The 25,799-nt window shown below is 51.4% G+C and carries 22 protein-coding genes and 2 tRNA genes; 6 read left to right on the forward strand and 18 right to left on the reverse strand.

Going from position 1 to position 25,799, the window contains the following annotated elements; genetic code table 11:
- Positions 1-74 precede the first annotated feature (74 nt).
- A complete protein-coding gene (gene gltX, locus HRM2_RS15475; protein ID WP_015904979.1) occupies positions 75-1,466 on the forward strand; it encodes a glutamate--tRNA ligase in 1,392 nt (463 codons plus the stop codon).
- Positions 1,467-2,033: 567 nt separating this feature from the next.
- Here gltX and amrB read toward each other — a convergent pair.
- Genes amrB through HRM2_RS15515 form a run of 7 tightly spaced genes read right to left on the reverse strand, consistent with a single transcriptional unit; the run spans position 2,034 to position 7,603 of the window.
- The gene (gene amrB / locus HRM2_RS15485; protein WP_041273311.1) at positions 2,034-2,918 is read right to left on the reverse strand and encodes an AmmeMemoRadiSam system protein B; all 885 of its coding nucleotides are present in this window, start codon (positions 2,916-2,918) and stop codon (positions 2,034-2,036) included.
- Positions 2,919-2,974: 56 nt separating this feature from the next.
- Complete coding sequence (hypB, locus tag HRM2_RS15490) at positions 2,975-3,637, reverse strand: hydrogenase nickel incorporation protein HypB (RefSeq protein WP_015904981.1); 663 nt, start codon at positions 3,635-3,637, stop codon at positions 2,975-2,977.
- A gap of 59 nt (positions 3,638-3,696) precedes the next feature.
- Complete coding sequence (gene hypA, locus HRM2_RS15495; RefSeq protein WP_015904982.1) at positions 3,697-4,044, reverse strand: hydrogenase maturation nickel metallochaperone HypA; 348 nt, start codon at positions 4,042-4,044, stop codon at positions 3,697-3,699.
- Between the two features lies 1 nt (position 4,045).
- On the reverse strand, positions 4,046-5,230 hold the full coding sequence (locus tag HRM2_RS15500; protein WP_015904983.1) for a pyridoxal phosphate-dependent aminotransferase: 1,185 nt from the start codon (positions 5,228-5,230) through the stop codon (positions 4,046-4,048).
- A gap of 3 nt (positions 5,231-5,233) precedes the next feature.
- A complete protein-coding gene (tgt, locus tag HRM2_RS15505) occupies positions 5,234-6,346 on the reverse strand; it encodes a tRNA guanosine(34) transglycosylase Tgt (RefSeq protein WP_015904984.1) in 1,113 nt (370 codons plus the stop codon).
- Positions 6,347-6,353: 7 nt separating this feature from the next.
- A complete protein-coding gene (queA, locus tag HRM2_RS15510; RefSeq protein ID WP_015904985.1) occupies positions 6,354-7,412 on the reverse strand; it encodes a tRNA preQ1(34) S-adenosylmethionine ribosyltransferase-isomerase QueA in 1,059 nt (352 codons plus the stop codon).
- Positions 7,412-7,603: a DUF2065 domain-containing protein gene (locus HRM2_RS15515; RefSeq protein WP_015904986.1), complete on the reverse strand. Its 192-nt coding sequence runs from the start codon at positions 7,601-7,603 to the stop codon at positions 7,412-7,414. Before HRM2_RS15515 ends, queA begins: the two co-directional genes overlap by 1 nt.
- Before the next feature lie 245 nt (positions 7,604-7,848).
- Here HRM2_RS15515 and gatB point away from each other — a divergent pair, with 245 nt between their 5' ends.
- Positions 7,849-9,279, forward strand: coding sequence for an Asp-tRNA(Asn)/Glu-tRNA(Gln) amidotransferase subunit GatB (gene gatB / locus HRM2_RS15520; protein WP_015904987.1), 1,431 nt, complete (start codon positions 7,849-7,851; stop codon positions 9,277-9,279).
- Between the two features lie 24 nt (positions 9,280-9,303).
- On the forward strand, positions 9,304-10,098 hold the full coding sequence (locus HRM2_RS15525; protein WP_015904988.1) for a hypothetical protein: 795 nt from the start codon (positions 9,304-9,306) through the stop codon (positions 10,096-10,098).
- 87 nt (positions 10,099-10,185) lie between these two features.
- On the opposite strand, the gene HRM2_RS15530 is transcribed toward HRM2_RS15525, so the two are convergent.
- The 4 genes from HRM2_RS15530 to HRM2_RS15545 form a co-directional block, all read right to left on the reverse strand.
- The gene (locus HRM2_RS15530; protein ID WP_015904989.1) at positions 10,186-11,640 is read right to left on the reverse strand and encodes a hypothetical protein; all 1,455 of its coding nucleotides are present in this window, start codon (positions 11,638-11,640) and stop codon (positions 10,186-10,188) included.
- 263 nt (positions 11,641-11,903) lie between these two features.
- Positions 11,904-13,358, reverse strand: coding sequence for a hypothetical protein (locus HRM2_RS15535; RefSeq protein ID WP_015904990.1), 1,455 nt, complete (start codon positions 13,356-13,358; stop codon positions 11,904-11,906).
- A 309-nt stretch (positions 13,359-13,667) separates the two neighbouring features.
- A complete protein-coding gene (locus HRM2_RS15540; RefSeq protein ID WP_041273312.1) occupies positions 13,668-15,281 on the reverse strand; it encodes an FG-GAP-like repeat-containing protein in 1,614 nt (537 codons plus the stop codon).
- Positions 15,282-15,487: 206 nt separating this feature from the next.
- On the reverse strand, positions 15,488-16,666 hold the full coding sequence (locus HRM2_RS15545; protein WP_015904992.1) for a hypothetical protein: 1,179 nt from the start codon (positions 16,664-16,666) through the stop codon (positions 15,488-15,490).
- A gap of 340 nt (positions 16,667-17,006) precedes the next feature.
- Here HRM2_RS15545 and HRM2_RS15550 point away from each other — a divergent pair, with 340 nt between their 5' ends.
- On the forward strand, positions 17,007-18,539 hold the full coding sequence (locus HRM2_RS15550; RefSeq protein ID WP_015904994.1) for an FG-GAP-like repeat-containing protein: 1,533 nt from the start codon (positions 17,007-17,009) through the stop codon (positions 18,537-18,539).
- 118 nt (positions 18,540-18,657) lie between these two features.
- On the opposite strand, the gene mutL is transcribed toward HRM2_RS15550, so the two are convergent.
- The 7 genes from mutL to HRM2_RS15585 are packed head-to-tail and all read right to left on the reverse strand — an operon-like array spanning position 18,658 to position 25,411.
- A complete protein-coding gene (gene mutL, locus HRM2_RS15555) occupies positions 18,658-20,574 on the reverse strand; it encodes a DNA mismatch repair endonuclease MutL (RefSeq protein ID WP_015904995.1) in 1,917 nt (638 codons plus the stop codon).
- 6 nt (positions 20,575-20,580) lie between these two features.
- Positions 20,581-20,763: a hypothetical protein gene (locus HRM2_RS15560; protein ID WP_015904996.1), complete on the reverse strand. Its 183-nt coding sequence runs from the start codon at positions 20,761-20,763 to the stop codon at positions 20,581-20,583.
- A gap of 21 nt (positions 20,764-20,784) precedes the next feature.
- Positions 20,785-22,257, reverse strand: a complete 1,473-nt coding sequence (gatA, locus tag HRM2_RS15565) for an Asp-tRNA(Asn)/Glu-tRNA(Gln) amidotransferase subunit GatA (protein ID WP_015904997.1) — start codon at positions 22,255-22,257, stop codon at positions 20,785-20,787.
- A 12-nt stretch (positions 22,258-22,269) separates the two neighbouring features.
- Positions 22,270-22,560, reverse strand: coding sequence for an Asp-tRNA(Asn)/Glu-tRNA(Gln) amidotransferase subunit GatC (gatC, locus tag HRM2_RS15570; protein WP_232364047.1), 291 nt, complete (start codon positions 22,558-22,560; stop codon positions 22,270-22,272).
- Positions 22,560-23,261 carry an SPOR domain-containing protein gene (locus tag HRM2_RS15575; protein WP_015904999.1) on the reverse strand — a complete coding sequence of 234 codons (702 nt, stop codon included), beginning with the start codon at positions 23,259-23,261 and terminating at the stop codon, positions 22,560-22,562. Before HRM2_RS15575 ends, gatC begins: the two co-directional genes overlap by 1 nt.
- A 12-nt stretch (positions 23,262-23,273) precedes the next feature.
- Positions 23,274-24,941, reverse strand: a complete 1,668-nt coding sequence (argS, locus tag HRM2_RS15580) for an arginine--tRNA ligase (protein ID WP_015905000.1) — start codon at positions 24,939-24,941, stop codon at positions 23,274-23,276.
- An 8-nt stretch (positions 24,942-24,949) separates the two neighbouring features.
- Positions 24,950-25,411: a hypothetical protein gene (locus tag HRM2_RS15585; protein ID WP_015905001.1), complete on the reverse strand. Its 462-nt coding sequence runs from the start codon at positions 25,409-25,411 to the stop codon at positions 24,950-24,952.
- A 166-nt stretch (positions 25,412-25,577) separates the two neighbouring features.
- Here HRM2_RS15585 and HRM2_RS15590 point away from each other — a divergent pair.
- Together HRM2_RS15590 and HRM2_RS15595 are read left to right on the forward strand one after the other, a co-directional pair.
- Positions 25,578-25,665 (forward strand) — tRNA-Ser (locus tag HRM2_RS15590).
- Between the two features lie 8 nt (positions 25,666-25,673).
- A tRNA-Ser gene (locus HRM2_RS15595) sits at positions 25,674-25,765 on the forward strand.
- The last annotated feature ends 34 nt before the right edge of the window (positions 25,766-25,799 follow it).

A 25,799-nucleotide genomic window follows, 5' to 3' on the forward strand; every position in this document is an offset into this window, starting at 1 on the left:
CCAAATCCATGGCCTGTGGTATTTCCCCCAACGAAGTTTTAGACACAACACAACGCTATTTTACGGAGTTACCTATGGATACAGTTATAACAAGATTCCCGCCAAGCCCCACGGGATATCTTCATATCGGAGGCGCCAGAACGGCCCTTTTTAATTGGTTGTGGGCACGAAAAACCGGCGGAAAATTTGTCCTGAGAATTGAGGATACAGACACGGTTCGCTCCACAAAGGCTTCGGTGGATGCAATTTTCGATTCCCTCCACTGGCTTGGCATCGACTGGGATGAGGGCCCTTTTTTCCAGACAGAACGTTACCCCATCTACCGGGAGTATATCCAGCGGCTGGTTGCATCGGGTCATGCCTATTACTGCAGCTGCTCCCCGGAAGAGGTCGATGCCATGCGAGAAGAGGCAAAGGCAAACGGCAAACGCCCCATGTACAACCAGCGATGCCGGAACCTTGACCTTGGACCCGGCGAAAACCGGGTGGTCAGACTCAAGGTGCCCAACACCGGCAGCACCGTGGTCGATGACATTGTCAAGGGCCCCACCTCGTTCCAGAACAGCGAGATAGACGACTTCATCATCCAGAGAAGCGATGGCAGCCCCACCTACAACCTGGCCGTTGTGGTCGATGACCTGACCATGGGGATCAACACCATCCTCCGGGGGGACGACCACCTGGTGAACACACCCAAACAGATCCTCATTTACCGGGGCCTTGGGGCAGAACCACCCGTGTTCGGCCATGTTCCCATGGTACTTGGCAACGACAAGGCAAGACTGTCAAAGCGCCACGGGGCCATGAGCGTGGGTGAGTATCAGAAAATGGGCATCCTGCCCGACGCCATTCTCAACTACCTTGTCAGGCTTGGCTGGTCCCACGGCGACCAGGAGTTTTTCACCCGAAAAGAGCTCATTGAAAAATTCTCCCTGGAGCACCTGGGCCGGTCCCCTTCCATGTTCGACATGGACAAGCTGCTGGCCCTTAACGCCAAGCATATCCAGGCAAAATCCAACGCTGAGATTGCCGAGGCCCTGATTCCCTTTGTTGCGGAAAAAGGCATCACCATCGAAAACACAGCAGCGGTCCAGCTTGCCGTTGAAAGCCTCAAGCCAAGGTGTAAGACCCTGGTGGAGATGGCCGAAGCGGCCCGCTTCTATTTTGTCGACACCCTGACCTTTGATGAAAAGGCTGTAGCAAAATTTCTCAAACCTGAAATCATGCAGCCGCTGTGCGAGTGTGCAGACACCATGGAAGCCCTGGCCCTGGATGCGTTCACGGAACCGGCCCTTGAGGAAATTTTCAAGCAGGTGATGGCGCGCCACGATCTCAAATTCGGCAAGCTCGCCCAGCCCCTGAGGGTGGCCCTTACCGGCAAGACGGTCAGCCCCGGGATCTTTGAGATGATCCTTGCCCTTGGCCGGGATAAGACGGTCAGCCGTATCCGGGCTGTGCTCAAATAATCACGGTCATGCCGGCTATATGCAACTCGTGGTATTCCGGCAACCGGCGGAAGGTATTACCCTCCGCTCATTCTCGCAGCCCGTCCTGGGCTGCTCCGAGGGAAACGGCAGCTCCTTCAGCGTCCATGCTGACCGCTGCCGTTTAATCCGCTTCGGGTAAAACCTCCCCCCGGTCGCCTCTGCTGTCGAAGGTTCAAGTTTTATGCTTCGTTGTGCCCGACAGGGCATGGCCGTTTTTATAAGAAGTCCCTGTCGAAACATCATTGTGAAAATCTCGACTTTGGAGCCCCCTTTGGTTTCCCTGACCGGAACATTGTAAACCAAAGGGGATAGGCTTTTTGTCCTTCCAGGCGTTAAGAAGCACAGGCTGTTTGAGGACTTTAGCCCGCAGTTCCTGTGCTTTAGCCTGGAAGGGCAAAAAGCCCCCGGCGTTTACCGTTCCGGTCAGGGGAACCAAAGGGGGCGGAATGGTACGATCGTTTCCCCTGTATCATCGAGTTTCATGCTTCGTTGTGTCCGCCAGGACATGTGGACACCATGAAACACCCACCGAGTAATTCTCTATTTTTATCTCACGGACGGCACTCTCTCAAAGAGAATACCAGAATAACCGACAAAACTTGAACCCGGGCTTGTTTCATGGCTGGTGGTATAGTCAAGGGCAACACCCCGTGAAGCTCCCATGGCACGTGCTGCATCAACGGCGGCGACAACGGCACCGGGACAGCACAGATTGTGGTGTTCCAGACCCTGGGCGAGGATGGTGTCAACGTCCATTTCAACCATTGCCTTGATTGCCCGGGAATCATTGGTGTTCTTGACCCAGTCAAGGGCTGCCTGGCCCTTTCCGGCCGGAGAGAATCCATAATTGGGTCCATAATGGGTCATGTCCGTGGAACCGATCACCCGCAGGGAAAGTCCTGATTTCAGGGCAGCCTCAACGGCCAGAATGCCAATCCGTTCAGCATGGGCCGATGGCGGAACCCCCATGGGAACAATGGCGGCATCCGGGAAAAAATACTTTACAAAGGGAAGCTGGAGTTCAATGGTGTTCTCATCGGGAAAGGCGTCCGGTCCCAGGGTCGTTGCACCGACAGCCTTTGCCAGGGCCCCGGCAACCCCCTGGTGGACAACAAGATCACCAAAGGGAGTTTCCCAGGCCCCCCTGCCCATGACAAGGGGGGCATCCAGGGGATGCATGTGATGACCAAAGAGCAGCACCAGGTCGACCTTGCCATGGGCCCCCCCTGATCCGGTTCCTGCCAGGGAAGCAATGACCCGGCAGGCAATGGAGCCGGAAAACACCCATCCGGCATGGGGAACGATGCCGCCCACATAATCACCCGTAAGCGTACCTGTTCGTTCGTTAAGAAACCTGACGATCTCACGTTCACATGCCTGGCCGTCGGCAGGATACCAGGCACCCTTGAATGCTGCGTCTTTTCTCTCCACAACGCCCTCCTTAGTCAGATAAACCTTAGTCAGATAAACCTTAGTCAGATAAACGGCTAAATTTTTGAGTTCACCTTTGAGGTGAGCCATTCGATCCAGGGCTCAAACCCCTCTTCTGTTTTAGCAGAAAGCGAAAACACGGGCATTCCCGGATGAATCTCGGCCATGTTATCCACAGCCTCTTTTGCATTATAATCAAGGTAGGGCAAAAGGTCTATCTTGTTGAGGATGGCCGAGTCTGCAAGGCGAAACATCAGCGGATATTTCAGGGGCTTGTCTTCTCCTTCTGTGACGCTCAGAACAACGGTTCTGGCATCTTCACCAATGTCAAATTCCGCAGGACACACCAGGTTACCGATGTTCTCCACAATAAGCAGATCAAGGTGGTCAAGATCCATCTGGGTTGCCGTTCGTTCAATGAGATGGGCCGCAAGGTGACAGTCTCCCCCAAACTGATCCGTGTTGATCTGAACGGCCACGGCACCTGTTTCCTTGAGCCTGTCGGCATCATTGGTCGTACAGATATCCCCCACAATCACCCCGGTTCTGATTTCAGGCATGATCCTCAGGAGGGTCTTGCACAGGGTTTCGGTTTTGCCCGATCCAGGAGAACTCATCATGTTAAGGACAAATACTTTTTTTTCTGCAAATAATTTTCTGTTCTTTTCGGCCATGGTCTCGTTGGCCTCAAGTACCCTTTTTTGAACCTTTATTTCCATGTTTTTTTTCCTATATCAAATGGGGCCAAGCCTGACTTATGACAGGTTGCCCTCCAAAATTAATCAGCAAGCTCCAGGGAGGAGATTTCAAGCTCCCGGCCTGAAAGAAGCTCAACAGCACCTTGTTTGCACCCAGGGCACCTAAAGGCAGGTCCTTCGACCACCCATTCGTGGCCGCAATCCTTGCACCTTGCCCTCACATCAATCGTTTCGATTACAAGGTTTACCCCCTCAAGGGGCGTATCCTTTGTGATCACTTCCATGCAGAACCTCAGGCTGTCCTCCACAACGGCGGCAAGCTTGCCAATCCTCAGGTTAAGAACGGCAACCCTTGGATTTTCAATATCGTCAGGAATGGCAGCAAGGGCAATATCAACCATCTGCTGGGCAACCCCCATTTCGTGCATCCTATACCTCCAGCCTGGCCATGGCCCGTTTAAATGCAGCCCGTGAACTTTCAATGGTGAAATCATCCACACAAAAGGCCAGGCGAAAATAACCAGGACCACCAAATCCGGTTCCCGGAACGGCCAGGATCAACTCATCCTGGAGAATGGAGACAAACTTTACATCATCGGGGATGGGAGACTTTGGAAAGATATAAAAAGCACCGGGCGGGGTGGTGAATGTGAAACCGGCATCCTTTAAAATTTCACACAGCATATCCCGTTTTTTTCGATAGGCGTCAATGTCAACGCTTGCCCCCTGGATCAAGGGAAGAATGCGCTGCATCAGGGCAGGCGCATTGACAAACCCCAGGATTCTGTTGGTCAGGGCCAGGGCCGGTATAAGCTTGTCCCTGAAGGAACAGGCAGGATTCACCACAAGGTAGCCGATCCTTTCCCCCGGAAGGGAGAGATCCTTTGCGTGGGAGGTAACGACAACGCTGTTCTCATAGGAAGGAAACACCGGCGGCACAAGGATGTTGTCAAACACAAGCTTTCGATAGGGTTCGTCGGAAATAAGGGTGATGACCGTGCCGAATTCTTTTCCCTTTTTCCTTAAAAGCCCGCCCAGGGCGTCCAGGCTCTCCTTGGGGTAGATCTGGCCCGTGGGGTTGTTGGGCGAATTGATGATCATCACCTTGGTCTTCGGGGTGATGGCCCTTTCAATGGCATCAAGATTGAGGGTGAAATCCGGGTTTGCAGCAGCGGTCTTCAGCACCCCCCCGTGGTTTTCAGCGTAAAAGGTGTACTCCACAAAAAAGGGCCTTGTAACCAGCACCTCTTCGCCAGGGTTGAGAAGGGCCTTGAAAAGCACGTTAAGGCCGCCGGCCGCCCCGCAGGTAATAACAATATCATCGGCCGAAAGAACGGCCCCCTGTTCGTCACCGATACTGTCCGCAATGGCCTTTCTGACATGGGGATATCCGGAATTGGGCATGTAGCCGTGGACGTTCTTTCCCCGTTCACCTGCAACCTGCTCAAGGGCCTCCTGGAATGCCACAGGCGGTTCAAGATTCGGGTTTCCGATACTGAAATCAAACACATTCTCAGCACCGTGTTCGGCCTTGAGCTTTGCCCCCTGCTCAAACATCTTTCGGATCCAGGAGGATTTGGAAAGGGTCTCTTCAATCTTTACTGCTATGGTCATGGATCAACGCTCCCTTTTTCGATAAAATTCCTGTTTAAAGGCCATGAACCGGCCTTGATTAATGGCATTACGCATCTGGTGCATAAGGTCAAGGTAATAGTGAAGATTGTGGATGGTGTTCAGCCGATAGGCAAGGAGCTCCCTGGACTTGTAAAGATGCCTCAGGTAGGCCCTGGAATAGTTTTGGCAGGTGTAGCAGGAGCACTCGGCATCAAGGGGTGACTCATCAAGCCTAAAGGCTGCATTGGAGATATTCATGGTACCGGTGGAGGTAAAGAGCTGGCCGTTTCTGGCGTTTCTTGAGGGCATGACGCAGTCGAACATGTCAACCCCCATGCCTGCCAACTCCACAAGGTTCTCGGGCGTTCCAACGCCCATGACATATTTGGGTTTTTCAAGGGGAAGCTGGGGCACGGTGTGGTCGGCCATTTCATACATCAGTTCCGTGGGTTCACCAACGCTCAACCCGCCGATGGCATAGCCCGGAAAATCAAGGTCGGCAAGCTGTCGGGCTGAAATCGATCTTAAATCGGCAAACATGCCACCCTGGACAATGCCGAACAAATTGTTGACCCGACCCTGTTCAATCCAGAAATTTCTGCCCCGTTCGGCCCATTGGGTGGTCTTTTCAAGGGCGCCCATGGCCTCTTTTCGCGTGGCAGGATACCCCATGCACCAGTCAAGGGACATCATGATGTCCGATCCAAGGATGGACTGAATCTCAACGGCCCGTTCCGGGGTGAACAGGTGACGGGAGCCGTCAATGTGGGACTGGAAGGAGACGCCCTCATCCTTGAACTTTGCAAGTTTTGCCAGGGAAAAAAACTGAAACCCGCCACTGTCGGTAAGAATGGGCCGATCCCAGTTCATGAAGGGGTGAAGACCGCCCATATGGGCCATCACCTCACACCCGGGTCTTAAATAAAGGTGGTAGGTATTGCCCAGAATGATCTGGGCCTGGCAGGCCTTGAGCTCCTCAACAGAAACAGCCTTGACCGTGCCAAGGGTTCCCACGGGCATGAAGATGGGTGTTTCAATCACCCCGTGGGCCGTTGTGATCCGCCCGGTCCGTGCCCGGCTTTCCAGGGATTGATTGATGATGTCAAATGTCAGCATAATATCCTTAATCAATAAGCATGGCATCGCCATAGCTGAAAAATCGGTAATTTGATTGAATGGCCGCCCCATAGGCCCTGAAAATTGGATCCTTTCCCGCAAAGGCAGACACGAGCATGAGCAGGGTGGATTCGGGAAGATGGAAATTGGTGATCATGGCGTCGATGAGCTTAAACCTATAACCCGGATAGATAAAGAGATCGCACACGCCGCTGCCGGGGTGGATCAGCCCGGTTTCATCGGCACCATACTCAAGGGTTCTGACACTTGTGGTTCCCACGGCCACCACCCTTCTACCCGCCTTCTTGGCCCGGTTGACTGCAGCGGCGGCAGCTTCTGAAATCTCAAACGACTCCCTGTGTATTTGATGCTCCCGGATATCGTCCACCCGGACCGGAACAAAGGTACCATATCCCACATGGAGGGTGATCTCGCAGAACTCGATGCCCTTTGCCCTGAGGGTCTCCATGAGGGTATCGGTAAAATGAAGCCCGGCCGTGGGGGCGGCAACGGCCCCCTCGTTTGCGGCATAAACGGTCTGATAATCTGTCTCGTCCCCGGGTTCAAGACCGTTGGTGCGGTGAATATAGGGGGGAAGGGGCAGTTGACCGTGGCGTTTGATGGCCTGGACCACATCCCCGGCACAGGAAAACTTAAGTTCAAACAGTCCGCCCTTCCTTGCCTGAACCCTGGCAGTAATCTCATCCCCAAGCTCAAGGACTGCACCAATCTTAGGGCTTTTCGAAGCCCTTACCAGACAATCGCACTGGAAATAACCGTTGCCGGCAAGGCAATTTAAACCGGCTGCATAATCGACAATCATCACCTCTATAACCCCCCCCGTGGTTTTTTTACCCATGAGCCTTGCAGGCACCACCCGGGTGTTGTTGATGACCAGAAGATCATCGGGGTTCAAGAGGGTTACCAGATCCTGGAACCCGTGGTGGGTCACATCACCGCTTTTTCTGTCAAGGCGCAGAAGCCTTGAGCCGTCACGCTGCTGGCAGGGAGTCTGGGCAATTCTCTCCTGGGGAAGGTTGTAGCAATAGTCAGACAAACGATACATCAGACAAGACTCCTTCCAAGGTAAACAACCACAAGCCCAATGCACATGAGCATGAACCCGAACCGCCTTAACACGCCTTCAGGAAGTCCCAGGAGCACCTGAACCATCTCCTTCATCCGCTGGGGAAAGGCAAAATAGGGAAGCCCCTCCACTATCATTACCATACCGATCACACACAAAAAAAAATCCATCCGCTATTACCCTCTTGTTGCTTAATTCTACTTTATTCAACGCTTGCAACCCGTTAACACCCAGGTTACCGCCATGGTTGCATTCAAGAAACAGACAATATAGCATAAAGAATAATATTGATAAATCAAATCATTGACGCTATATAGGGTTTGTTGAAAACAAACAGGGCCAAATTATTGGATTGACCTTAAATCAAAAAATTGTTAACGCTGCGAGAGCAGCCAGACACAGGAATAACATTTTTATGCAGTTTGAACCTGTAATCGGGCTTGAAGTCCATGCCCAGCTTGACACTGAGACAAAAATATTCTGCTCCTGCTCCACGGGTTTCGGCGCGTCTCCCAACGCCCACACCTGTCCCGTATGCACGGGAATGCCGGGGGTGCTTCCGGTTCTTAACAAAAAGGCCGTCACCTATGCCATACGAACGGGCCTTGCCACCAACTGCAAGGTGGCAAACGAGAGCCGGTTTGACCGGAAAAACTACTTTTACCCCGATCTGCCAAAGGGGTATCAAATCACCCAGTTTGCAGCCCCCATTGCTGAGCACGGCCACCTGACCATTGAACTTGACGACGGATCGGAAAAACGCATCGGCATCACCCGCATCCACATGGAAGAGGATGCAGGTAAACTGATCCACGACCCTGACCGCCCCAGGAGCATGGTGGATCTCAACCGAACGGGAATTCCCCTGGTTGAGATCGTGAGCGAGCCTGACCTGAGGACCCCCAAGGAGGCCGGCAGCTATTTGAGAAAACTCCACGCCATAGTCAGGTACATCGGGGTTTGCAACGGGAACATGGAAGAGGGAAGCTTTCGGTGTGACGCCAACATCTCCCTGCGGCCGGTGGGCCGTAAGGCCTTTGGCACACGGACTGAGCTGAAGAACCTTAATTCATTCCGGAACGTTGAAAAGGCCATTGCCTATGAAATCCAGCGCCAGACCTATGTATTAGAAGAGGGCGGAGAGGTGATCCAGGAGACACGCCTCTGGGATACGGCCAACAATAAAACCGTGTCCATGCGCAGCAAGGAAGAGGCCCACGACTACCGCTATTTTCCGGAACCTGACCTTGTCCCCCTCATCGTTGACGACCGCTGGATGGAGGAGGTCAGGCAAAGCCTTCCTGAGCTTCCCGATGCAAAGCGCCAGCGGTTCATGGACGACTATGCAATGACCGCCTATGATGCATCGGTACTCACATCCTCAATCGCCCTTGCCGACTTTTTTGAACAAACGGCCAAGGAGATCAACGAGCCAAAGCTTGCCGCCAACTGGATCATGGGCCCGGTGCTTGCCCTGCTAAAGGACCAGGAGACGACCATTACCTCCCTGCCCATCACCGCCGACGCCCTTGCCGAACTTTTAAAACTGATTGAAGCCGGTAAGATAAATGCCAATGCTGCAAAAACCATATTTGACCGCATGGTGACAACCAGCGAGGGGCCCGGAAAGATCGTGGAGGAGATGGGACTGGAACAGGTGTCTGACCAGGGTGAACTTGAAACCATCGTTGCAGAGGTGTTAAAGGCCAACCCCGATGAAGTCGAATCCTATCTGGGCGGAAAGACCAAACTCATGGGCTTTTTCATGGGCCAGATCATGAAAAAGAGCCGGGGTAAAGCCGACCCCAAGATCGTCACCCAGATCCTTAAACAAAGGCTCAAATAAAACCATAGCCAGGGAGTTCATCAATTGAAGCGTTTTAATTCCACCCTTGTCGGCAACATCTTTTTTCTGCCGGTATTGGCAGCAGCCCTCTTGTTCGTTCAACTCCCGGCCAGTGCCGGCCCGGAACGCATCGCCATCCTTCCCTTTGAGATCCATTCAAAGACCGACCTTGCATACATGGGCCACGGCATCCGCCAGATGCTGACATCACGACTCTCCTGGAAGGACCGGGTGGAGGTTGCCGAACCCCAGGGTACCGACCTGCCGGGCACCTCCATGGAACAAACGGCTTCAACCCTGGAGGCAGACTATGTTCTTTCGGGCAGCATCACAGAATTTGCCGGGGCCTTCAGCGTTGATACCACGGTGTTTAAAACACAAACCCAGACCATTCAAACCTTTTTCGGCCAGGCAGCCACTGTTGACGAGATCATTCCCCAGCTTGACATCCTTGCCGCAAAGATCAACCACAGCCTGTTTGACCGGAAAACAGCGGCCCTTGAAACCATCAAGCCTCCGGAACCCGAGGTGGCAGCATTTAACACCCGGGAGAACCCTGAAAAGCTCATGCCCAAAGTCAATGGTCTGGGGGATGAGGCGTCCGGAGACCGGCCCTTCTGGAAATTCTGGGGAACAGACGACCCACAACCCAAACGAACGGGTGACACCCCCTTCTGGAAATTCTGGAAAAAGGACAGCCCGGATCCCTATGATGGTGTTGAATCAGATGAATCCTTTGAAACCGGCACCGCAGAACCTGACCCGGCCGAGCTCCCTGAAAGGGAAAAAGAAGACAAACCCTTCTGGAAATTCTGGTAACCAACCTTAAATTCAAACCCGTTAAAAAAGCCCTGGAAGATTTTATCTCCAGGGCTTTTTTTACTTAACTTAAGCTTTGCTTGGTTTTTAAAAGGTCAAGGTCAGCTTATGGTAGAGGGTATAAATCTCAGGGTCAATATTAGATTCAACAGCTCCTGTTCTCCTTGTCTTCCAATAGTCTCCACCGTCAAGATAGGCGGCAACAGCCTTGTATTCAAGGTTTTTCGTAAGCTTCCAGGTAAACGAAGCATCATACTCAACGCCCTGGTCGTCATCGTAATCCATGCCGTCTGGAACCTCATCGGCCCAGGACATGCCGGCGATGAACCCCAGGGAAATCGAATCGGTCACAACATAGTCCACACCGGCATAGAGCAGCTTATAGCCGTCACACATGGCGGTTGAAGCTGATCCAAATCCATTGCCCACATGGTTGCCAAGTCCGTTGGCAAGGGTGGTGTTCATACCCGTGGTATCATCCTGGAGGATCAACAGTTTGGCCCAGTCAACGCCTGGAGAGACATAGCTCATGGATCCGATCTTGTCATCGGTATAGTCGGCATCTCCCTTGGAATGGGCAAACCCCAGCTGAACCGTTGCAGGCCCGATATCATAGGCGCCTTCAACGAAATAGGCAAATGCTTCGAGGTCTTTGTCATCCGCATTATCCGTGTCATACTCTATGGTACCAATGATATAATCAAGCTCAGTGGTGAAGGAAAAATCACCAAATTTTCCTTCAAAATAGGGGGCAAGGAGAAAGACCTTCCCCTCACAGCTCAGCCCCGTTGTCGTATACAGAGAATATGCTTCTGTAACACTCATTGCGGGGTTTAGAGAGGTATCAGAATCTGACTTATTGTATGCGTACAAAACTTCGGTTGCCAGCGCCTGACCCGGATCCTGGAAGGTCTTAAAATTGTAAAGTGCCGTCAAAAGACCGGTCCTGTAAGTTTTGGCAACATAGGTCGCACCAATATAATACTTGTCATTGTCCTCGTCACTGTCCTCTGTGCCCTTGTCGTATTCACCGACCTTTTCAGCCACAGCCGACAGGTAGAAGGTTCCCGACCCAAGGGCGATGGGAAGAATATACTTGATCCTGTCAGTATCGGCCTCATCGTCACAGAAACTCGTGCCCCAGGTGACCCCTTCCATGCGGCCCAACTGGAACAGGCCGATGGGGCTTTTCCAGGAGAGATAGGCCCGGTCAAAATCGATATTGTCATCATCATCGTCTGAATCCCAGCCCGTATCATTCTGGGTTATGGTAAAGGACGAATCCTTGGATGATAAAATCTTTTCAAGGGCGTCAAACCGGGTGATGAGTTTCATATCATCGGTGATGGTAAATTCGGTCTGGACACGCAGCCGCATCTGGCGAAAGTCACTGGTGGCATCGTCCTCGTCCATTCCTTCACTGGAGTTGAGAATTCCCTCCAGTTCAAAACTGCCGCTGAAATCAACCTCCATGGCCGTTGCCGGTAGAGTACCCCCTGCAACAACGGCCAGAACCAGGGCCATTAACATCATTTTTTTCATCTTTTTTTCCTTTTCAATAAAATATTTTATTTCAAAACAACGGTTTCTCTTAGAACAGTTGTTTCACAGTGTACTGATCGGAGATAAACACTGGATTCGGATGTTGTCAAGTACTTAATTTTAAAGAACAATGCTATCATATAAGAACACTTAACTGTTAAAATAACAGTACAACCTGTCAAGGAAGGGTATTCTAAATAATAAAGCCCTGGAAGATTTCTCTTCCAGGGCTTTTTGCCTGATCAACAAATTGTGGGATAGGATTAAAAGGTCAGGATCAGCTTGTGATAGAGGGTGTAGATATTGGGATCGATATCAGGGTCAACAGTACCCGTTCTCCTTGTCTTCCAGTAGTCACCGCCGTCAAGGTAGGCTGCAATGGCCTTGTACTGAAGGTTTTTCGTAAGGTTCCAGGTAAACGAGGCATCATACTCAACCCCCTGATCGTCATCGTAATCCATGCCGTCGGGAACCTCATCGGCCCAGGACATGCCTGCGATGAGACCCAGGGAGATGGTGTCTGTTACGGCATAGTCAACACCGGCATAGAGCACCTGGTAGCCGTCGCACATGGCGGTTGAGGGTGATCCAAACCCATCACCCACATGGTTGCCCAGGCCACCGGCAAGGGTGTTGTTCAAGCCGGTTACGTCATCATGGAGAATCAGCAGTTTCGCCCAGTCAACGCCTGGTGAGACAAATCCCATGGACTCGATCTTGTCGTCTGTATAGTCGGCATCACCGCTTGAATGGGCAAAGCCGAGCTGAAAGGTTGCAGGACCCAAATCATAACCGCCCTCTACAAAATAACCAAACCCTCGGACGTCCTTATCATCTACACCATCCACATGATACTCGGTGGTACCAAACACATAATCAAGCTCGGTGGTGAGGGAAAAATCACCAAATTTACCTTCAAAATAGGGTGCAAGGAGAAAAACCTGTCCCTCACAGGTCTGCCCCCTTGTCCCAAAAACAGTCAATGCTTCTGTAACACTCATTGCAGGGTCTAAGGTGGTAGCAGAATCTGGTACATAGTTTTCGTAATAGACTTCAGTTGCCAATGACTGACCCGGATCCTGAAAAGTTTTAAAATTGTAAAACGCAGACAAAAGACCGGTCCTGTAGGATTTAGCAACATAGGTTGCACCAATGTAGTATTTGTCATTATCTGCTTCACTGACCAGAGGGCCCTTGTCGTTTTCTGTTACCTTTTCAGCCACGACACCGATGTACAGCTTGCCCTCTCCCATGGAAATGGGAAGCACATACTTGATCCTGTCGGTATCTGATTCATCATCGCAGAAACTGGTTCCCCAGACAACGCCCATCATGCGGCCCACCTCAAACAGACCAATGGGGCTTTTCCAGGAAATATAGGCCCGGTCAAAATCGATGTTGTCATCATCCGCATCTGAATCCCAGCCAGTGTCGTTATAGGTTGTGGTAAAGGCCGAATCCTTAGATGAGAGAACCTTTTCAAGGGCGTCAAACCGGGTGATGAGCTTTAAATCATCGGTGACGGTAAATTCGGTCTGAACACGCAACCGCATCTGCCTGAAATCACTTGTTTTATCATCATCATACATCCTTTCACTGGAGTTGAGGATGCCTTCCACCTCAAAGCTGCCGCTGAAATCAACTTCAATTGCCATTGCCGGAAGTGCGAATGCTGCCATAAAACAGAATAGAACGGTCACCAGCATCATCTTTTTCATACGTTTCCCCTTTTCTTAAAAGACAAACATCATTGGCCTCAGCAAACGCCCCTGACCTTACTATTCCATGATCGGTTGAGCACCACGGTCAAAGACAGTTGCCACCTTAATTTTACATTTTATCCATGGGTTGCAGATAAAATGTAAACCCTTTGCTATGCCATAACAATCGATCCCATCGTTGTCAAGCGTTTTATCACCAAAACACCGTTATACGATAGAAACAATTCACCGCCCACCTGGAGCCAGGATAAAAAAATCAGGAAATTTCAGACAGGATAAGACTATCCACTGAAAAAGAAGTCGATCCTACTCTATTTTTTCCACTACCACATTGGATCGTATTTTGGTTAAAAGGGTACCACTGTCAAGGTTTATGCAGTAGATGAGCTCGGGCCTGCCGTCATTGTCAAGGTCTTCAAGGGCCCAGTCAGCAATGCAGCCCTTAACCTGTTCGGTCTCCCACAATGTCTGCATGCCGGCAGCATTCCAGGAAAGGGCCTTTACGGAACCTGCGGTAAATTTTCTGAACCTGCCCAGAAAACCCCTTGACTGATCCCGGTTGTGGACCAGGATGGCCTCACTTTGTCCGTTGCGGTCAAGGTCTGCGGCGGCCATCTTTGAATTGATGTAAATTCTTTCTTGATCCTCCAGATCCTGGCCTGCCCTTTCGCCAAGAAACAGGGGAGTTGAACCGAACGAGTCAGGACTTGTCCATTCAATCTTACCATTTGAAGCGCTCAGGTTAACAATTCCGCCAGGATCAACCCACAGGGTCTGGTCGGCTCCCTTTCCCAGGAAATCGCCCTTTACAAAGCTGAAGATATCCACACCAGTGGGCAGAGAAACGGCAGTTTGTCGCCCATAACCACATCCGTCCCAGTCAAGGGCAGACACACCCCCACTGAAGGGTTCAGAATACCCTCCCTCCTGGCCGTAGAGCTGTTTATCGCCGTTTACCCGGACAACCCGATAGTACCAGCTACTATCCTTGACAAGGGCTTGAAACGCCCCTTGCTGCCACTCCAGGACAAGGGAGGTCACCTTTGCCTTTCTATCCACGCAAGTGACAAAGATCTCTGCCACCTTGTTTTTATTCACGTCGGCCACATCCACGGCCTTGAAGGTCTCGTAATGCCGGCCCTGGAACTCCCCTTTTTTAACCAGGGTCCCGTTTTCAAAGGAGAAAAAATTGATCGAATGTTCGTCCATGAGCACAAGGTCAGAACGACCGTCGCCGTCCACATCCCCGCAGGCAACACCGGAGAACCGGGTATCAAAGGTCCGGCTCCGGAAAACCGCCCCCGCTGCAACCGGCCCGGTTACAGCCGTTTGAGACAGGGCGGATGCGGGCAAAGGGATTGACTGGCTTTTGCCACGCTTTTCCAGCATGGCAGATCCGGTTGAACCAAAGGTTTCAGGCGTGACCTGTGGAATGGGTCCCCCCAGGATAATGGTTTTCATCCGTTCGGCAATAACGGATGCATGGCGGACAAGATCCTGATGGGAAGTGCCGGATTCGTGGAAGGTGCAGACCACCCTGCCCTGCTTGACATCAATCAGCTCTGCATCGGTGCTGACCGTGGTTCCCATAACGGTGAGGCTTCCACTCACAAAATAATCCAACCCGGCAAAATCCTGACTCGTGCTGAGGCTTTCCAGAACTTCCGGTCCCAGTTCAATACCAAAGGAATCAAGACTCTTCTGCCGCTGTTGAACCTGAATTTCACCCGAATCCCCGGTTCTTGAACTGATCATCCGGGTCAACCCCTTGCCGAGGAAGGCAAGGTCATCCTGGGCCAGCACCTCAAAGGGAAAGATGGCAATGGTTTTAGCCTGCTGGGCCAGAACCGGACTGAAATTAATGCAACAAAAGAAGAGAACGCCAGCCACAACAGAAAAGATTCCACGCTTATTGCTCAATTTACCACTCCTTATTTTTTAGTTGATCCATGAAGTTTGAATCAAGCTATACAATCGCAGTGTAAAAATAAAGGATAAATTGAATGGAGGGACAGATTTAAAGATTCAATACCTAGGGGAAACGACAAAAAAAGGCCGACCAGGAAATCTTGCTTCCCGGCCGGCCCAAATTTCACTCAACGATTCTAAGCGATAACGCGTTATCCTTAGAAGCTGAGGCTCAGCTGTGTACCAAACTCAAGGGGATCATCATCATCTGAACCATTGTAGGTTGCATCACCGGCAAACAGATAGGCGGCAATGACTTCAAGCTTAAGGCCATCAATCAGCATATAAGTTGCCTTGAGGTCAATTTCTGTTCCAAGGTAATCTTCACCGTTTACATCATCTTCAGCCAGCATTGCATACCATACGTCAGCATCAAAGGAGAGTTTTTCAGAAGCTTTGATGGTTGTTCCAAGGTTAATAGCGGTGATGTTGGAGACTTTATCTGCAGGGGAACCATTTGATACAACATCATCAAAAACACCAAAACCCATGATCTCTGACCAGTAGTAGGACTGACCACCAACCTCGGTCCAGGCTTCGGCATCATCATCAGTGGGATCATCATCGCCTGATGCGTAGAATACCTGACCATGAAGGCCAACCATGTCGGAAAGGTTTACGTTACCACCAACAGCAAGGAGGTAAGCGCTCTGGTCTACGTCTGTGGGGTCATAATTACCACCCTCATAGTAGAAAGAACCCCAGACAGAAGCAGCACCAAGGTTGGCATCCACATCCACACCAATCATGTAGGTATAGCTACTATCCTCAAGGTCAGCATAGAGGGCAAGGGGTGTTACAGTGAAGCCGTCACCCTTAATAGCGTGGGCAACAACAAAGGCCTGGTTGTCATCGTTCATGTTTGTGGTATCAGACTCGTCTATCTTCATGTAAACCAAAGAGGTTGCACCGGCTACAGTAAGATTGATTCCAGAGTAGTCATCATCAAAGATAAAACCACGGGCAAGTACCAGACCCTGCTGACCGATCTTGGCGTTGACCATTCCAAAGGTTGCGTCAACATAGGAATTTTTGATTTCTAAAATTTTTCCGTCAGTACCGATGTCACCACCTACATTGTCACCCCAAGTGGTATCCCACTCAAACTTGTTGACGAACTTGAGGTTGTCGTTGAGGACAGCTGTGTAATAAAGACGGGTTCTTGTATCAATCTTAGAATTATCCAGGCTTGAATCAGAATCTGTACCAGAGAAATTATCATTGGTAAACATCCGTGTACGCCAATAACCACCAAACTCACTCTCAAATGCAGAAGCAGGAACTGTGAAAGCCAGTCCCAGGACTGCAACGAGTGCTACAAGCAACATCTTTTTCATCTTTTTTCTCCTTTTCTTAAATTCTGCTGTTCACCTGATTCATTGGACACCATGTCCAGAATCGGGTTGAAAAGATCTTTGATGGGGCCCTTTTATTTCCCCGGCATTGATATTTTCTCAAACAGCATAACCCTTTAAAAACACTCCTTTTTTAAAAAGAAGCATGGAATAAATATCAATGTAAATCGTTTATGTCAAGCTATTTCGCATGGATTGATATTTTTTTTGATCATTCAACCCTGCTTATTTACTTTACTTTCTCCCCGGGTATGGTAAAAAGTAAAGGTTTTAAAAGACCATACACAAGAAATATTAATACACTAGATGAGGAGTTCTTCCATTGAAATCCGGCAAAACAACCATTGTGCTTGCAATTCTTATTTTATTCACCTGCCTTGCAGGATCGGCCCTGGCGGCAACGACCCGAATCCTTGTTAAGCCATTTAACATTGAAGCGGACCAGGCATACCCCTTTCTTGAAAAGGGGATATTCAAGATGCTCCTTTCCCGACTGGAAATTCCAGGGGTCTGCACACCCGTCCTTGATACAGACCCCGATGCGGGCCAGGCAGACTATGTTCTCAACGGCACCATACTCATCTTTGGAGACGGCATCAGCACGGACGCAAAACTTTTGAATGCAAAAACCGGCGCTTCGGCCCTGGTGTTTAACGAACTTGGCGCCTCAAAGGGTGACGCCCTGGCCCACGTAAACCATCTTTCCGAGCAGATAAAAATGGATGTTCTCGGTTTGGATTCCGGCAAACGGGCCACGCCACAAGCAATCAATCAAACCGCAATCGAACAGCAGGCTCCGGTCCGCCAGCCCGCAGTCAAGGCGCAACTGTGGAGAAGCCAGGCCTTTGATGAACGAATCATCTCCCTTGATCTTGCCGATGTAACCGGCGATACAAAGAATGAAACCATTGTTGCCTCTAAAAACAAACTGACCCTCCTGACCCGTGAAGGAAAGGTCCTTAAAAAGATTTCAACGTTTGAACCTGGCATCAACCTTAACATCCTTTCCGTTGATGCGGGCGACATCAACAACAACCACAAGGCTGAAATCTACCTCACCTGCATTGACGAACGCACCTTCCGACCTTCCTCCCTTGTGCTCGAGTGGAACGGCACCGGTTTTACAACCCTTCTGGACAATGAACCCCTGCTGTTCCGGATCATTCGCCCAAAGACACGGGGAACGCTTCTCCTTGGCCAGACCCCCAGGGAAAAGGGTCAAATGCTCAACACACCGGTGTTCCAGCTCTCCTGGCAGGCAAACACCCTTGTGGAAGCCGAGCTCAAACTTCCCAGGAACATTACCATCTACAGTTTTACCTACGGCGATGTCATGAACAACGGCTCGGAAATGATCGCTGCCCTCACCCTTGACGGCAGGGTAAAAGTATTTTCTTCCGAAGGGCGTGAGTCGTGGAAAAGCGCCGAAGGGTATGGCGGAAGCGTTAACTTTTTAGAATACAAGGGAAATCTTCACACAAGGGACGATGGGTATCAAATGACCCGGTTCTTTCTCCAGCAGCGGATCTTCATTGCAGATCTTGAGGGGGATGGGAAAAATCGCGTTATTGTGGTGAGAAACGAAGACTCAGCCAGCATTCTTAAAAAGACCCGTTATTTTTCAAAGGGAACCATTGTCTCCCTTGCCTGGGATGAGATGGGACTTGCCCCGGAAGGCAGAACAAGGAGCTTTCCCGGCTACTTTTCCGACTACCTGATTGGAGACATGGACAACGACGGACACGAAGAGCTGATCTACGCCGTCACCCGGTCCGAAGGGATGGTCGACCAGAATCACAGCTCAAGGCTCTACTCCCAGGACAGGATTGCCGCCAATTCAAGGGAATTCTACTAAACGGCGTGGCTGGAGCAGGATATGCTCCAGCCGCAACAATTAATGAAACGCCCCTGACTGTGATGTGTTGGTGGCGTTTCACCTGTAAGTTGCGGTTAAGATATATTTCAAATGGGTATCAAACGATCCGTTTAAACATCCGTTCCAGTGCATGGATGTCCCACCGGATCCGGATGGGGCGTCCATGGGGACAATGGTCTGGATTTTCGCAATCATCAAGGGCAAGCAACAGATCTTTCATCTCCCTGTGATTCAGGGGATTATTTGCCCGAATGGCCGTGTGACAGGCCATGAGAATGATACACTCGTCAAGCCACTGCCCTGTTTCCCCCCCCGCATCCCCACCTGATTCAACAAGATTTGCCACAATATCGAGTACCAGGGGTCGAACATCCCTGTGTTCGATGATGGCGGGGATTGACTTGACGATAAAGGCTGTACCGCCAAAGGGTTCGATCTCCATGCCAATGGCCGCAAGATCCGGAAGAATACTTTCGAGCAGGTCCGCCTCCCGGTAGGTAAGCTCCAGGGTTTCGGGCACAACAAGGCTCTGGGAGGGCGGCCGGTGGTTGTCCGACCTTTTTTTCAATTTCTCATAAACAATCCGCTCGTGGGCTGCATGCTGATCCACAACGACCATTTCCCCGTTATCTTCCACCACAATATAGGTACCAAACACCTGACCGACGATAATGGGGTCAGACTTTCCCTGTTGTCGTTGCTTTTCCGGTAAAACCGGGACAGGTTCGAACCACACATCCGATTCAGCCAGAAAGTGATCCGGTTCATGCAGGGACAAATCTGACACAGTAGAATCCGGCACATTAGAATCCGGTAATGGACGCCCGGACACAGGCGGTTTGGACGATGGCGGTTCCGGCAACGTCGGTTCAGAAAAGAGCGGTTCCGGTTCAATCTCTAAAGCTGACGGGCTGGAGCTATCCTTGGCCGGTGTTCCCCACTGGAAAAGGGAACGGTCTATCCGATTGGTTTCAGTCGGCTCTTTGACCTGGGAAGCAGCAGGGGCCGTGCCCTTGTAAGAACCTGAAAAGGCTTCACGCACGGCCTGGACCACCAGGGAAAAAATCCGCCGCTGGTCGCAAAACCGCACCTCAAGCTTTGACGGATGAACATTGACATCCACCCTGTCTGGAGGAAGGGTCACAAAAATAAGTCCCAGGGGATACCGGCCCTTCATGAGCCGGCCCCGATATCCCTGGAAGATGGCCGCCACAAGCCCCCGGTCATTGACAAGGCGATTGTTGACAAAGAGCCTCAAATTTCTGGCCGTACTCCGGGTGAACAAGGGGTCCACAGGGTCGGACAGAAAGCCGGTGATGGCGATCTCATCGGCCACAAGTTCGACCCTTTTTAGATTTTCAAGGGTGGCCGGGCCAAACACTTCACCTGCCCGTGTCTCCATGGTGGCCGACGCTGAAAACGCCTTGACCGGACGATTGTTGTGTATGAGGCGAAAACCAACCCCGGGATTTCCCAGGGCCATACCGGAAAAAACATCGGCAATATGCCCCATCTCGGTGTTGACCCCCTTGAGAAACTTTCTTCGGGCAGGGGTGTTGTAGTAAAGCTGGGCCACTTCGACCATGGTCCCTGCCGGGGCACCTGTCTCCTGGACATCCATGATCCTGCCGCCATGGATCCGTATCCTTGTGCCTGCATGCCCCTCTTGTTCCCGGGTGGTCAGGGTAAATTTTGAGACCGCCGCCATGGAGGGAAGGGCCTCGCCCCTGAACCCAAAGGTCTTAATGGCAAAAAGGTCCTCGTCCGTAAAAATTTTGCTCGTGGCGTACCGCTCAATGGCAAGAAGGGCATTGTCCGGGGACATGCCCGAACCATTGTCCGAAATCCGGATCAAATCCCTGCCGCCCCGTTCAATCTCGGCCACGATTCTTGTGGCACCGGAATCAAGGGCATTTTCAACCAGCTCCTTGACCACCGAGACCGGCCGTTCCACCACCTCACCTGCGGCAATCTTGTTGGTGAGGATATCTGGAAGAATCCGTATATCAGCCATGGGAAATCATTTGTTTGATTCCCTCACAAACCGCAGCAGGAATTCCCCCTCTGCCGGAGTCAGGTCAAACTGAACACAGGCCTCGTCCACCAGCACAACAAACTTCAGCTCTGGGTGGGTCGCTCGTCGTTCTGCAATATAGCGAACGGCAGCCCTTAAATGTTCACCTTCAGGAAACGGATGGGTCATGGTTCCTCCAGAATCGTTAAATTACAAATTCGGCAGCCCGGGTAGACCCGGACAACGCTGCTCTAGTCCATAGCCGGCCTTGAGAACACTCATTTCATCAAAACGCCGCCCAAGGATCTGCAGCCCGATGGGAAGCCCTGTTGTCGACATGGCACAGGGAACGGATAAACCGGGAATTCCGGCCATATTGGCCGAAAGGGTAAAAATGTCTCCCAGGTACATGGTCAGGGGATCATCCACATTTTCACCGATTTTAAACGCAGGCGTGGGCGCAACAGGAGAAAGGATGATGTCACACTGGTCAAAGGCCTTGGAAAAGTCCGCCATGATCAGGGTTCTCACCCGGGAAGCCCGGCCGTAATATTCGTCATAGTATCCGGCCGAAAGGGCGTAGGTCCCCATGATAATCCGACGCTTAACCTCGGGACCAAACCCACTGGAACGGGTCTGCTTGTACATATCCATAAGATCGTCACACCCGGTCTGCCTGAACCCGTACTTAACCCCGTCGTACCGGGAAAGGTTGGCGCTTGCCTCGGAGGGAGCCAGCACATAATAGGCAGCAACGGCAAAATTGGTGTGGGGAAGGGAGACATCAATGACTTCAACCCCAAGATCCTCCAGGACCTTACACGCATTCTTAAATGAACGTTCAACTTCCGGGTCAAGCCCCTTCATTCCGATATATTCCCTGGGAATCCCAGCTTTCATGCCGGCAAGGCCCTTGGCATCGAAACCGGCAAAGGCCTGGGTAAAATCGGGTTTGTCAATGGCCGCTGAAGTGGAATCCTTTGGATCATGGCCTGAAATGACATTCATCATCAACGCCGCATCTTTGACCGTGCGGGTGATGGGTCCAATCTGATCCAGGGACGACGCATAGGCCACCATGCCGAACCGCGACACCCTGCCATAGCTTGGCTTCAAGCCCACAACACCGCAGTGGGAGGCAGGCTGGCGAATGGATCCACCCGTGTCTGTCCCAAGGGCGGCCGTACACATCCGGGCCGCAACAGCTGCGGCAGACCCACCGCTTGATCCGCCCGGCACATGGTCAAGGTTCCATGGATTTCTTGTCAGATGGAAAGCAGAATTTTCCGTGGACGACCCCATGCCGAACTCGTCCAGGTTGGTTTTGCCCACAATCACGGCCCCGGCCTGCTTTAAAAGGGTCACTGCCGTGGCATCATAGGTGGGAACAAAATTTTCTAAAATTTTTGACGCGCAGGTGGTTCGCACCCCACTGGTGCACAAAAGATCCTTTAAGGCCAGGGGAATACCCAGAAGGGGAGCATCCTCACCCCTTGCAATCCGTTCATCGGCTGCAGTGGCGGCCTCAAGGGCACCGGCGGCATCAACGGTGATAAAGGCCCCAAGGTCTGCGTCATGGGTCTTGATCCTGTCAAGCAGGCAGGTGGTAAGATCCTTTGAGGAGATTTCACCGGAAAGGAGAAGCGCCCTTGCCCCTTCAAGTGTCAGTTCGTGTAATTCCATTGTATAACTCCTCTATCCCACAATCCTGGGAACCGTGTAAAAATCATCGTCCCGCTCGGGCGCATTGGCAAGGGTGACGCAAGGCCCCGGGGAGGGTTTTACCTGGTCCTGCCTGAAAACATTTGTCCCAAGGGCCGCACCCGAAGCAAGGGGCACCCCATCCACATCAACCTCTTTTAATACATCCATATAGTCAAGGATATTGCTCACCTGGGCCGTAAGACTTTCGACCTGGGACCCATCCACAGCCAGACGGGCCAGGTGGGCCAGATGCTCCACATCCTGCTTTGAAATCTTCATCATCACTCCTTTTTGTTCAGTATCATTCCCTTGATTCCGTCCCGGCGAAGGCGGTCCAGCTCTTTTTCCGCCGACGCCTTATCCTTGAACGAACCGGTTCTTACCCTGTGCCAGATATCATCTCCCACCCGACCCATGGTTCGATAGGCAAAAACCCCCTTTGCCCTGAGCCGGCCCATATCTTGAACGGCATCGTTGAGTTCCCGGTATGCGGAGACCTGGATGGTATATTCACCATCTCCAGAATCGGATGCCAGCGTCTGTTCCGCTATTTTATCAACGCTTTTTCCCGAAACGGCTACCAGGTCTGCTCCCCCATGGCCGGATGCAGGCTTTGATTTAAAGGTCTTGGCCTTGAGACTGCGTTTCAGGGGTGGCTGATTTTCACCCTCAGGTTTCTGGGATGTTGGGGACTCGGCCCCGACAGGAAGAATTTCTCCCCCCTCCCCGGTTATTACCCCAGAGGTGCGAACGGGGCTTTTGAGCACCTCATAAAAGGCAAGTGACGGCTTTTTAATTTCTTCATCCTGCTGTTCAGCCACAGCGACCATCTGTTTCAAACCCTCCTGGAAACTGCGGGTATCAAACGAGACAGGAGCGGTTCCCCGACCAACAAGCACCCCGAGAAAAAACATCCAGCAACAGGACAGAATGCCCACGGCCAGGGAAATAAACGTCCTTGAAAATCGTGGTTTTCCGTCCAAAGCGATCAATTCCTACATTCTTTCAGGGGCAGAAACGCCCAGCAGGTTCAACCCGTTCCGGATAACCGTTTTCACGGCAAAAACAAGAGAAATCCGTCCCCGGGAGAGTTCCCTGTCAGGGGTAATGACCTTGTGCCGGTTGTAATATCCGTGGAAGGCCGAAGCCAGCCCCATGAGATAGGTAAAGATGACATGGGGATGGAGGGTTGCCGCACTCTTTTCAACGGTTTCAGGAAAGGCTGCAAGAATCTTGAGAAGATTTATCTCTTCTGGTTCCACCAGCAACTCCCTGTTCCCGGCCCCGGGTTTTTCAGCCTCGTTGAGCACTTTTTCAGACACCGCCTTCATGAGAATCCCTGCAATACGCGCATGGACATACTGCACGTAATAAACGGGATTGTCACTGGTCTTCTGCTTGGCCACCTCAAGGTCAAAATCAAGACCGCTGTCATAGCTTCGACTCAAAAAGAGAAACCGGGCTGCATCCTTTCCCACCTCGTCCACAATATCTTTGAGGGTTACAAATTCACCGGACCGGCTGGACATGGCAACGGGTTGACCGTTCCTGAGAAGGTTCACAAGCTGAACCAGGATCACGTCAAACTGGTCGCTTTGTCTGCCAGATGCATCAATGGCAGCGTTGATCCGATTGATATACCCGTGGTGATCTGCGCCCCACACATCAATAACCCGGTCAAACCCCCGGTCAAACTTTTCCATATGATAGGCAATGTCCGAGGCAAAATAGGTGGTAATACCATTGTTTCTCACAACCACCCTGTCTTTTTCATCCCCGTAACGTTCGGTCCTGAACCATTGTGCGCCGTCCTTTTCATAGATGACGTCCCTGGCCTTGAACTCCTCTATGGCCTTCTGAACACGACCCGAGGCATAAAGGCTCTCCTCACTGAACCACTGGTCGTACTCAACCCCGAAAGCCACCAGATCGGCCCGGATACCCGAAAGAATGACCTGGGCGGCAAATTTGGCACAGATGGAAACAGCCTCAGCCTCGTCTTTTTCAGAAAGTTCCCGACCCATCTTACCGTGGAGGTCCGCTGCAATCTCCTTTATATAGTCGCCCTGGTAGCAATCTGTGGGAAATTCAACCTCACGGCCAAGCTGCTGACAGAGTCTCAACCACACGGAAAGCCCAAGGGTGCGGATCTGCCGGCCCGAATCGTTGATATAATACTCCCGCTGCACATCAAATCCGGCAAACGAAAGAATATTTGCCACGGCATCCCCCACTGCCGCCCCCCTTGCATGGCCCACATGGAGCGGCCCCGTGGGATTTGCACTGACAAACTCCACCTGGACCTTTTTACCGGCGCCAAAATCAGAACTTCCGAATCGGTCATCCTCCTTTACGATGCGATCAAGGGTCGGATACCAGGCCCGGTTGGCAAGGAAGAAATTGATGAATCCCGGCCCTGCAATCTCTGTTTTTTCGATGACGCTGTCCGAGTCCATACAGGAGATAACCGCCTCGGCAATTTTCCTTGGGGCCATCTTCTGGGTGGCGGCCGAAACCATGGCAAAGTTGGTTGAAAAATCGCCGTGGGCTTCGTGACGGGGGGCTTCAATCTCCATTCCAGGAAATTCATCGGATTTAAGGAGCCCTTTGTCAAACGCTCGTCGGGCACCGCCAAGGATGAGTTGTTTTATGGATTCTTTCATTTTCAGCTCTAATTCTCTTGCTCTGAATCATCATCGATGTGGAATTTCGGCGTATCATCATCCGAATCAATCTCTTTGATATCATCCTCACTCAGGTCTTCATCATCCGAGGTCAAAAGGCCGTCAAGATCCACATCCTCATCTTCCTCTTCAATCTCCAGCCCTTCGAGGCCTTCCAGGGTCTCGGTATCATCAAAATCGACCACAAGAACTTCCTCATTACCCTCCTCCAGATAACCGGAAAGAGCGGCAAAAAGTTTTGTGGCAAGGATATTCGGTGGAAAGAAATTTTTCCGCCTCACCATTTCCATCATAGCAGCCTGACCTTTTCCCAGGACAGACTTGAGCGCCTCAACATCATACTCTTCAAAGTGGAGGGGCACAAAGGTTCCCGGATCAGACTCTGCCGATTCGGAAATTTTTAATCTGCCCTTCTTTGCGTCAATTTCAAATGCAAACTTCTGTTTCATCGTTGTCTCCCATGCCCATATATAGACCTTAGATTGTGTTCAAATTGCAAACACTAAAATATAGCTCGATTATCCCGCCTGTCAACATTAAGATGAACTTTAAAATATATGTTTTTTTATGGTTGACCTGCAAATACCAAGGTGATATATAGCTCAGGTCAATCAGGGAGGAGTGGCCGAGTGGCTGAAGGCGGCGGTCTTGAAAACCGTTGAGTGTCAAAGCTCCGTGGGTTCGAATCCTACCTCCTCCGCCAGTTTAAACGGAGAAATGGCCGAGTGGCTGAAGGCGCTCGCCTGCTAAGCGAGTATAGGGGTAAAACTCTATCGAGAGTTCGAATCTCTCTTTCTCCGCCAGTTTTAAAAGTTTTAAGGCTCGACACTGTTTAGG

It is taken from the genome of Desulforapulum autotrophicum HRM2 (genome assembly GCF_000020365.1).
Lineage (GTDB): Bacteria > Desulfobacterota > Desulfobacteria > Desulfobacterales > Desulfobacteraceae > Desulforapulum > Desulforapulum autotrophicum.

Coding starts and splice junctions, on each gene's coding strand:
- gltX (WP_015904979.1), top strand. CDS start 75: ATGGATACAGTTATAACAAGATTCCCGCCAAGCCCCACGGGATATCTT.
- hypB (WP_015904981.1), bottom strand. CDS start 3,637: ATGGAAATAAAGGTTCAAAAAAGGGTACTTGAGGCCAACGAGACCATG.
- hypA (WP_015904982.1), bottom strand. CDS start 4,044: ATGCACGAAATGGGGGTTGCCCAGCAGATGGTTGATATTGCCCTTGCT.
- HRM2_RS15500 (WP_015904983.1), bottom strand. CDS start 5,230: ATGACCATAGCAGTAAAGATTGAAGAGACCCTTTCCAAATCCTCCTGG.
- tgt (WP_015904984.1), bottom strand. CDS start 6,346: ATGCTGACATTTGACATCATCAATCAATCCCTGGAAAGCCGGGCACGG.
- queA (WP_015904985.1), bottom strand. CDS start 7,412: ATGTATCGTTTGTCTGACTATTGCTACAACCTTCCCCAGGAGAGAATT.
- HRM2_RS15515 (WP_015904986.1), bottom strand. CDS start 7,603: ATGGATTTTTTTTTGTGTGTGATCGGTATGGTAATGATAGTGGAGGGG.
- gatB (WP_015904987.1), top strand. CDS start 7,849: ATGCAGTTTGAACCTGTAATCGGGCTTGAAGTCCATGCCCAGCTTGAC.
- HRM2_RS15530 (WP_015904989.1), bottom strand. CDS start 11,640: ATGAAAAAAATGATGTTAATGGCCCTGGTTCTGGCCGTTGTTGCAGGG.
- HRM2_RS15535 (WP_015904990.1), bottom strand. CDS start 13,358: ATGAAAAAGATGATGCTGGTGACCGTTCTATTCTGTTTTATGGCAGCA.
- HRM2_RS15545 (WP_015904992.1), bottom strand. CDS start 16,666: ATGAAAAAGATGTTGCTTGTAGCACTCGTTGCAGTCCTGGGACTGGCT.
- mutL (WP_015904995.1), bottom strand. CDS start 20,574: ATGGCTGATATACGGATTCTTCCAGATATCCTCACCAACAAGATTGCC.
- HRM2_RS15560 (WP_015904996.1), bottom strand. CDS start 20,763: ATGACCCATCCGTTTCCTGAAGGTGAACATTTAAGGGCTGCCGTTCGC.
- gatA (WP_015904997.1), bottom strand. CDS start 22,257: ATGGAATTACACGAACTGACACTTGAAGGGGCAAGGGCGCTTCTCCTT.
- gatC (WP_232364047.1), bottom strand. CDS start 22,560: ATGATGAAGATTTCAAAGCAGGATGTGGAGCATCTGGCCCACCTGGCC.
- argS (WP_015905000.1), bottom strand. CDS start 24,941: ATGAAAGAATCCATAAAACAACTCATCCTTGGCGGTGCCCGACGAGCG.
- HRM2_RS15585 (WP_015905001.1), bottom strand. CDS start 25,411: ATGAAACAGAAGTTTGCATTTGAAATTGACGCAAAGAAGGGCAGATTA.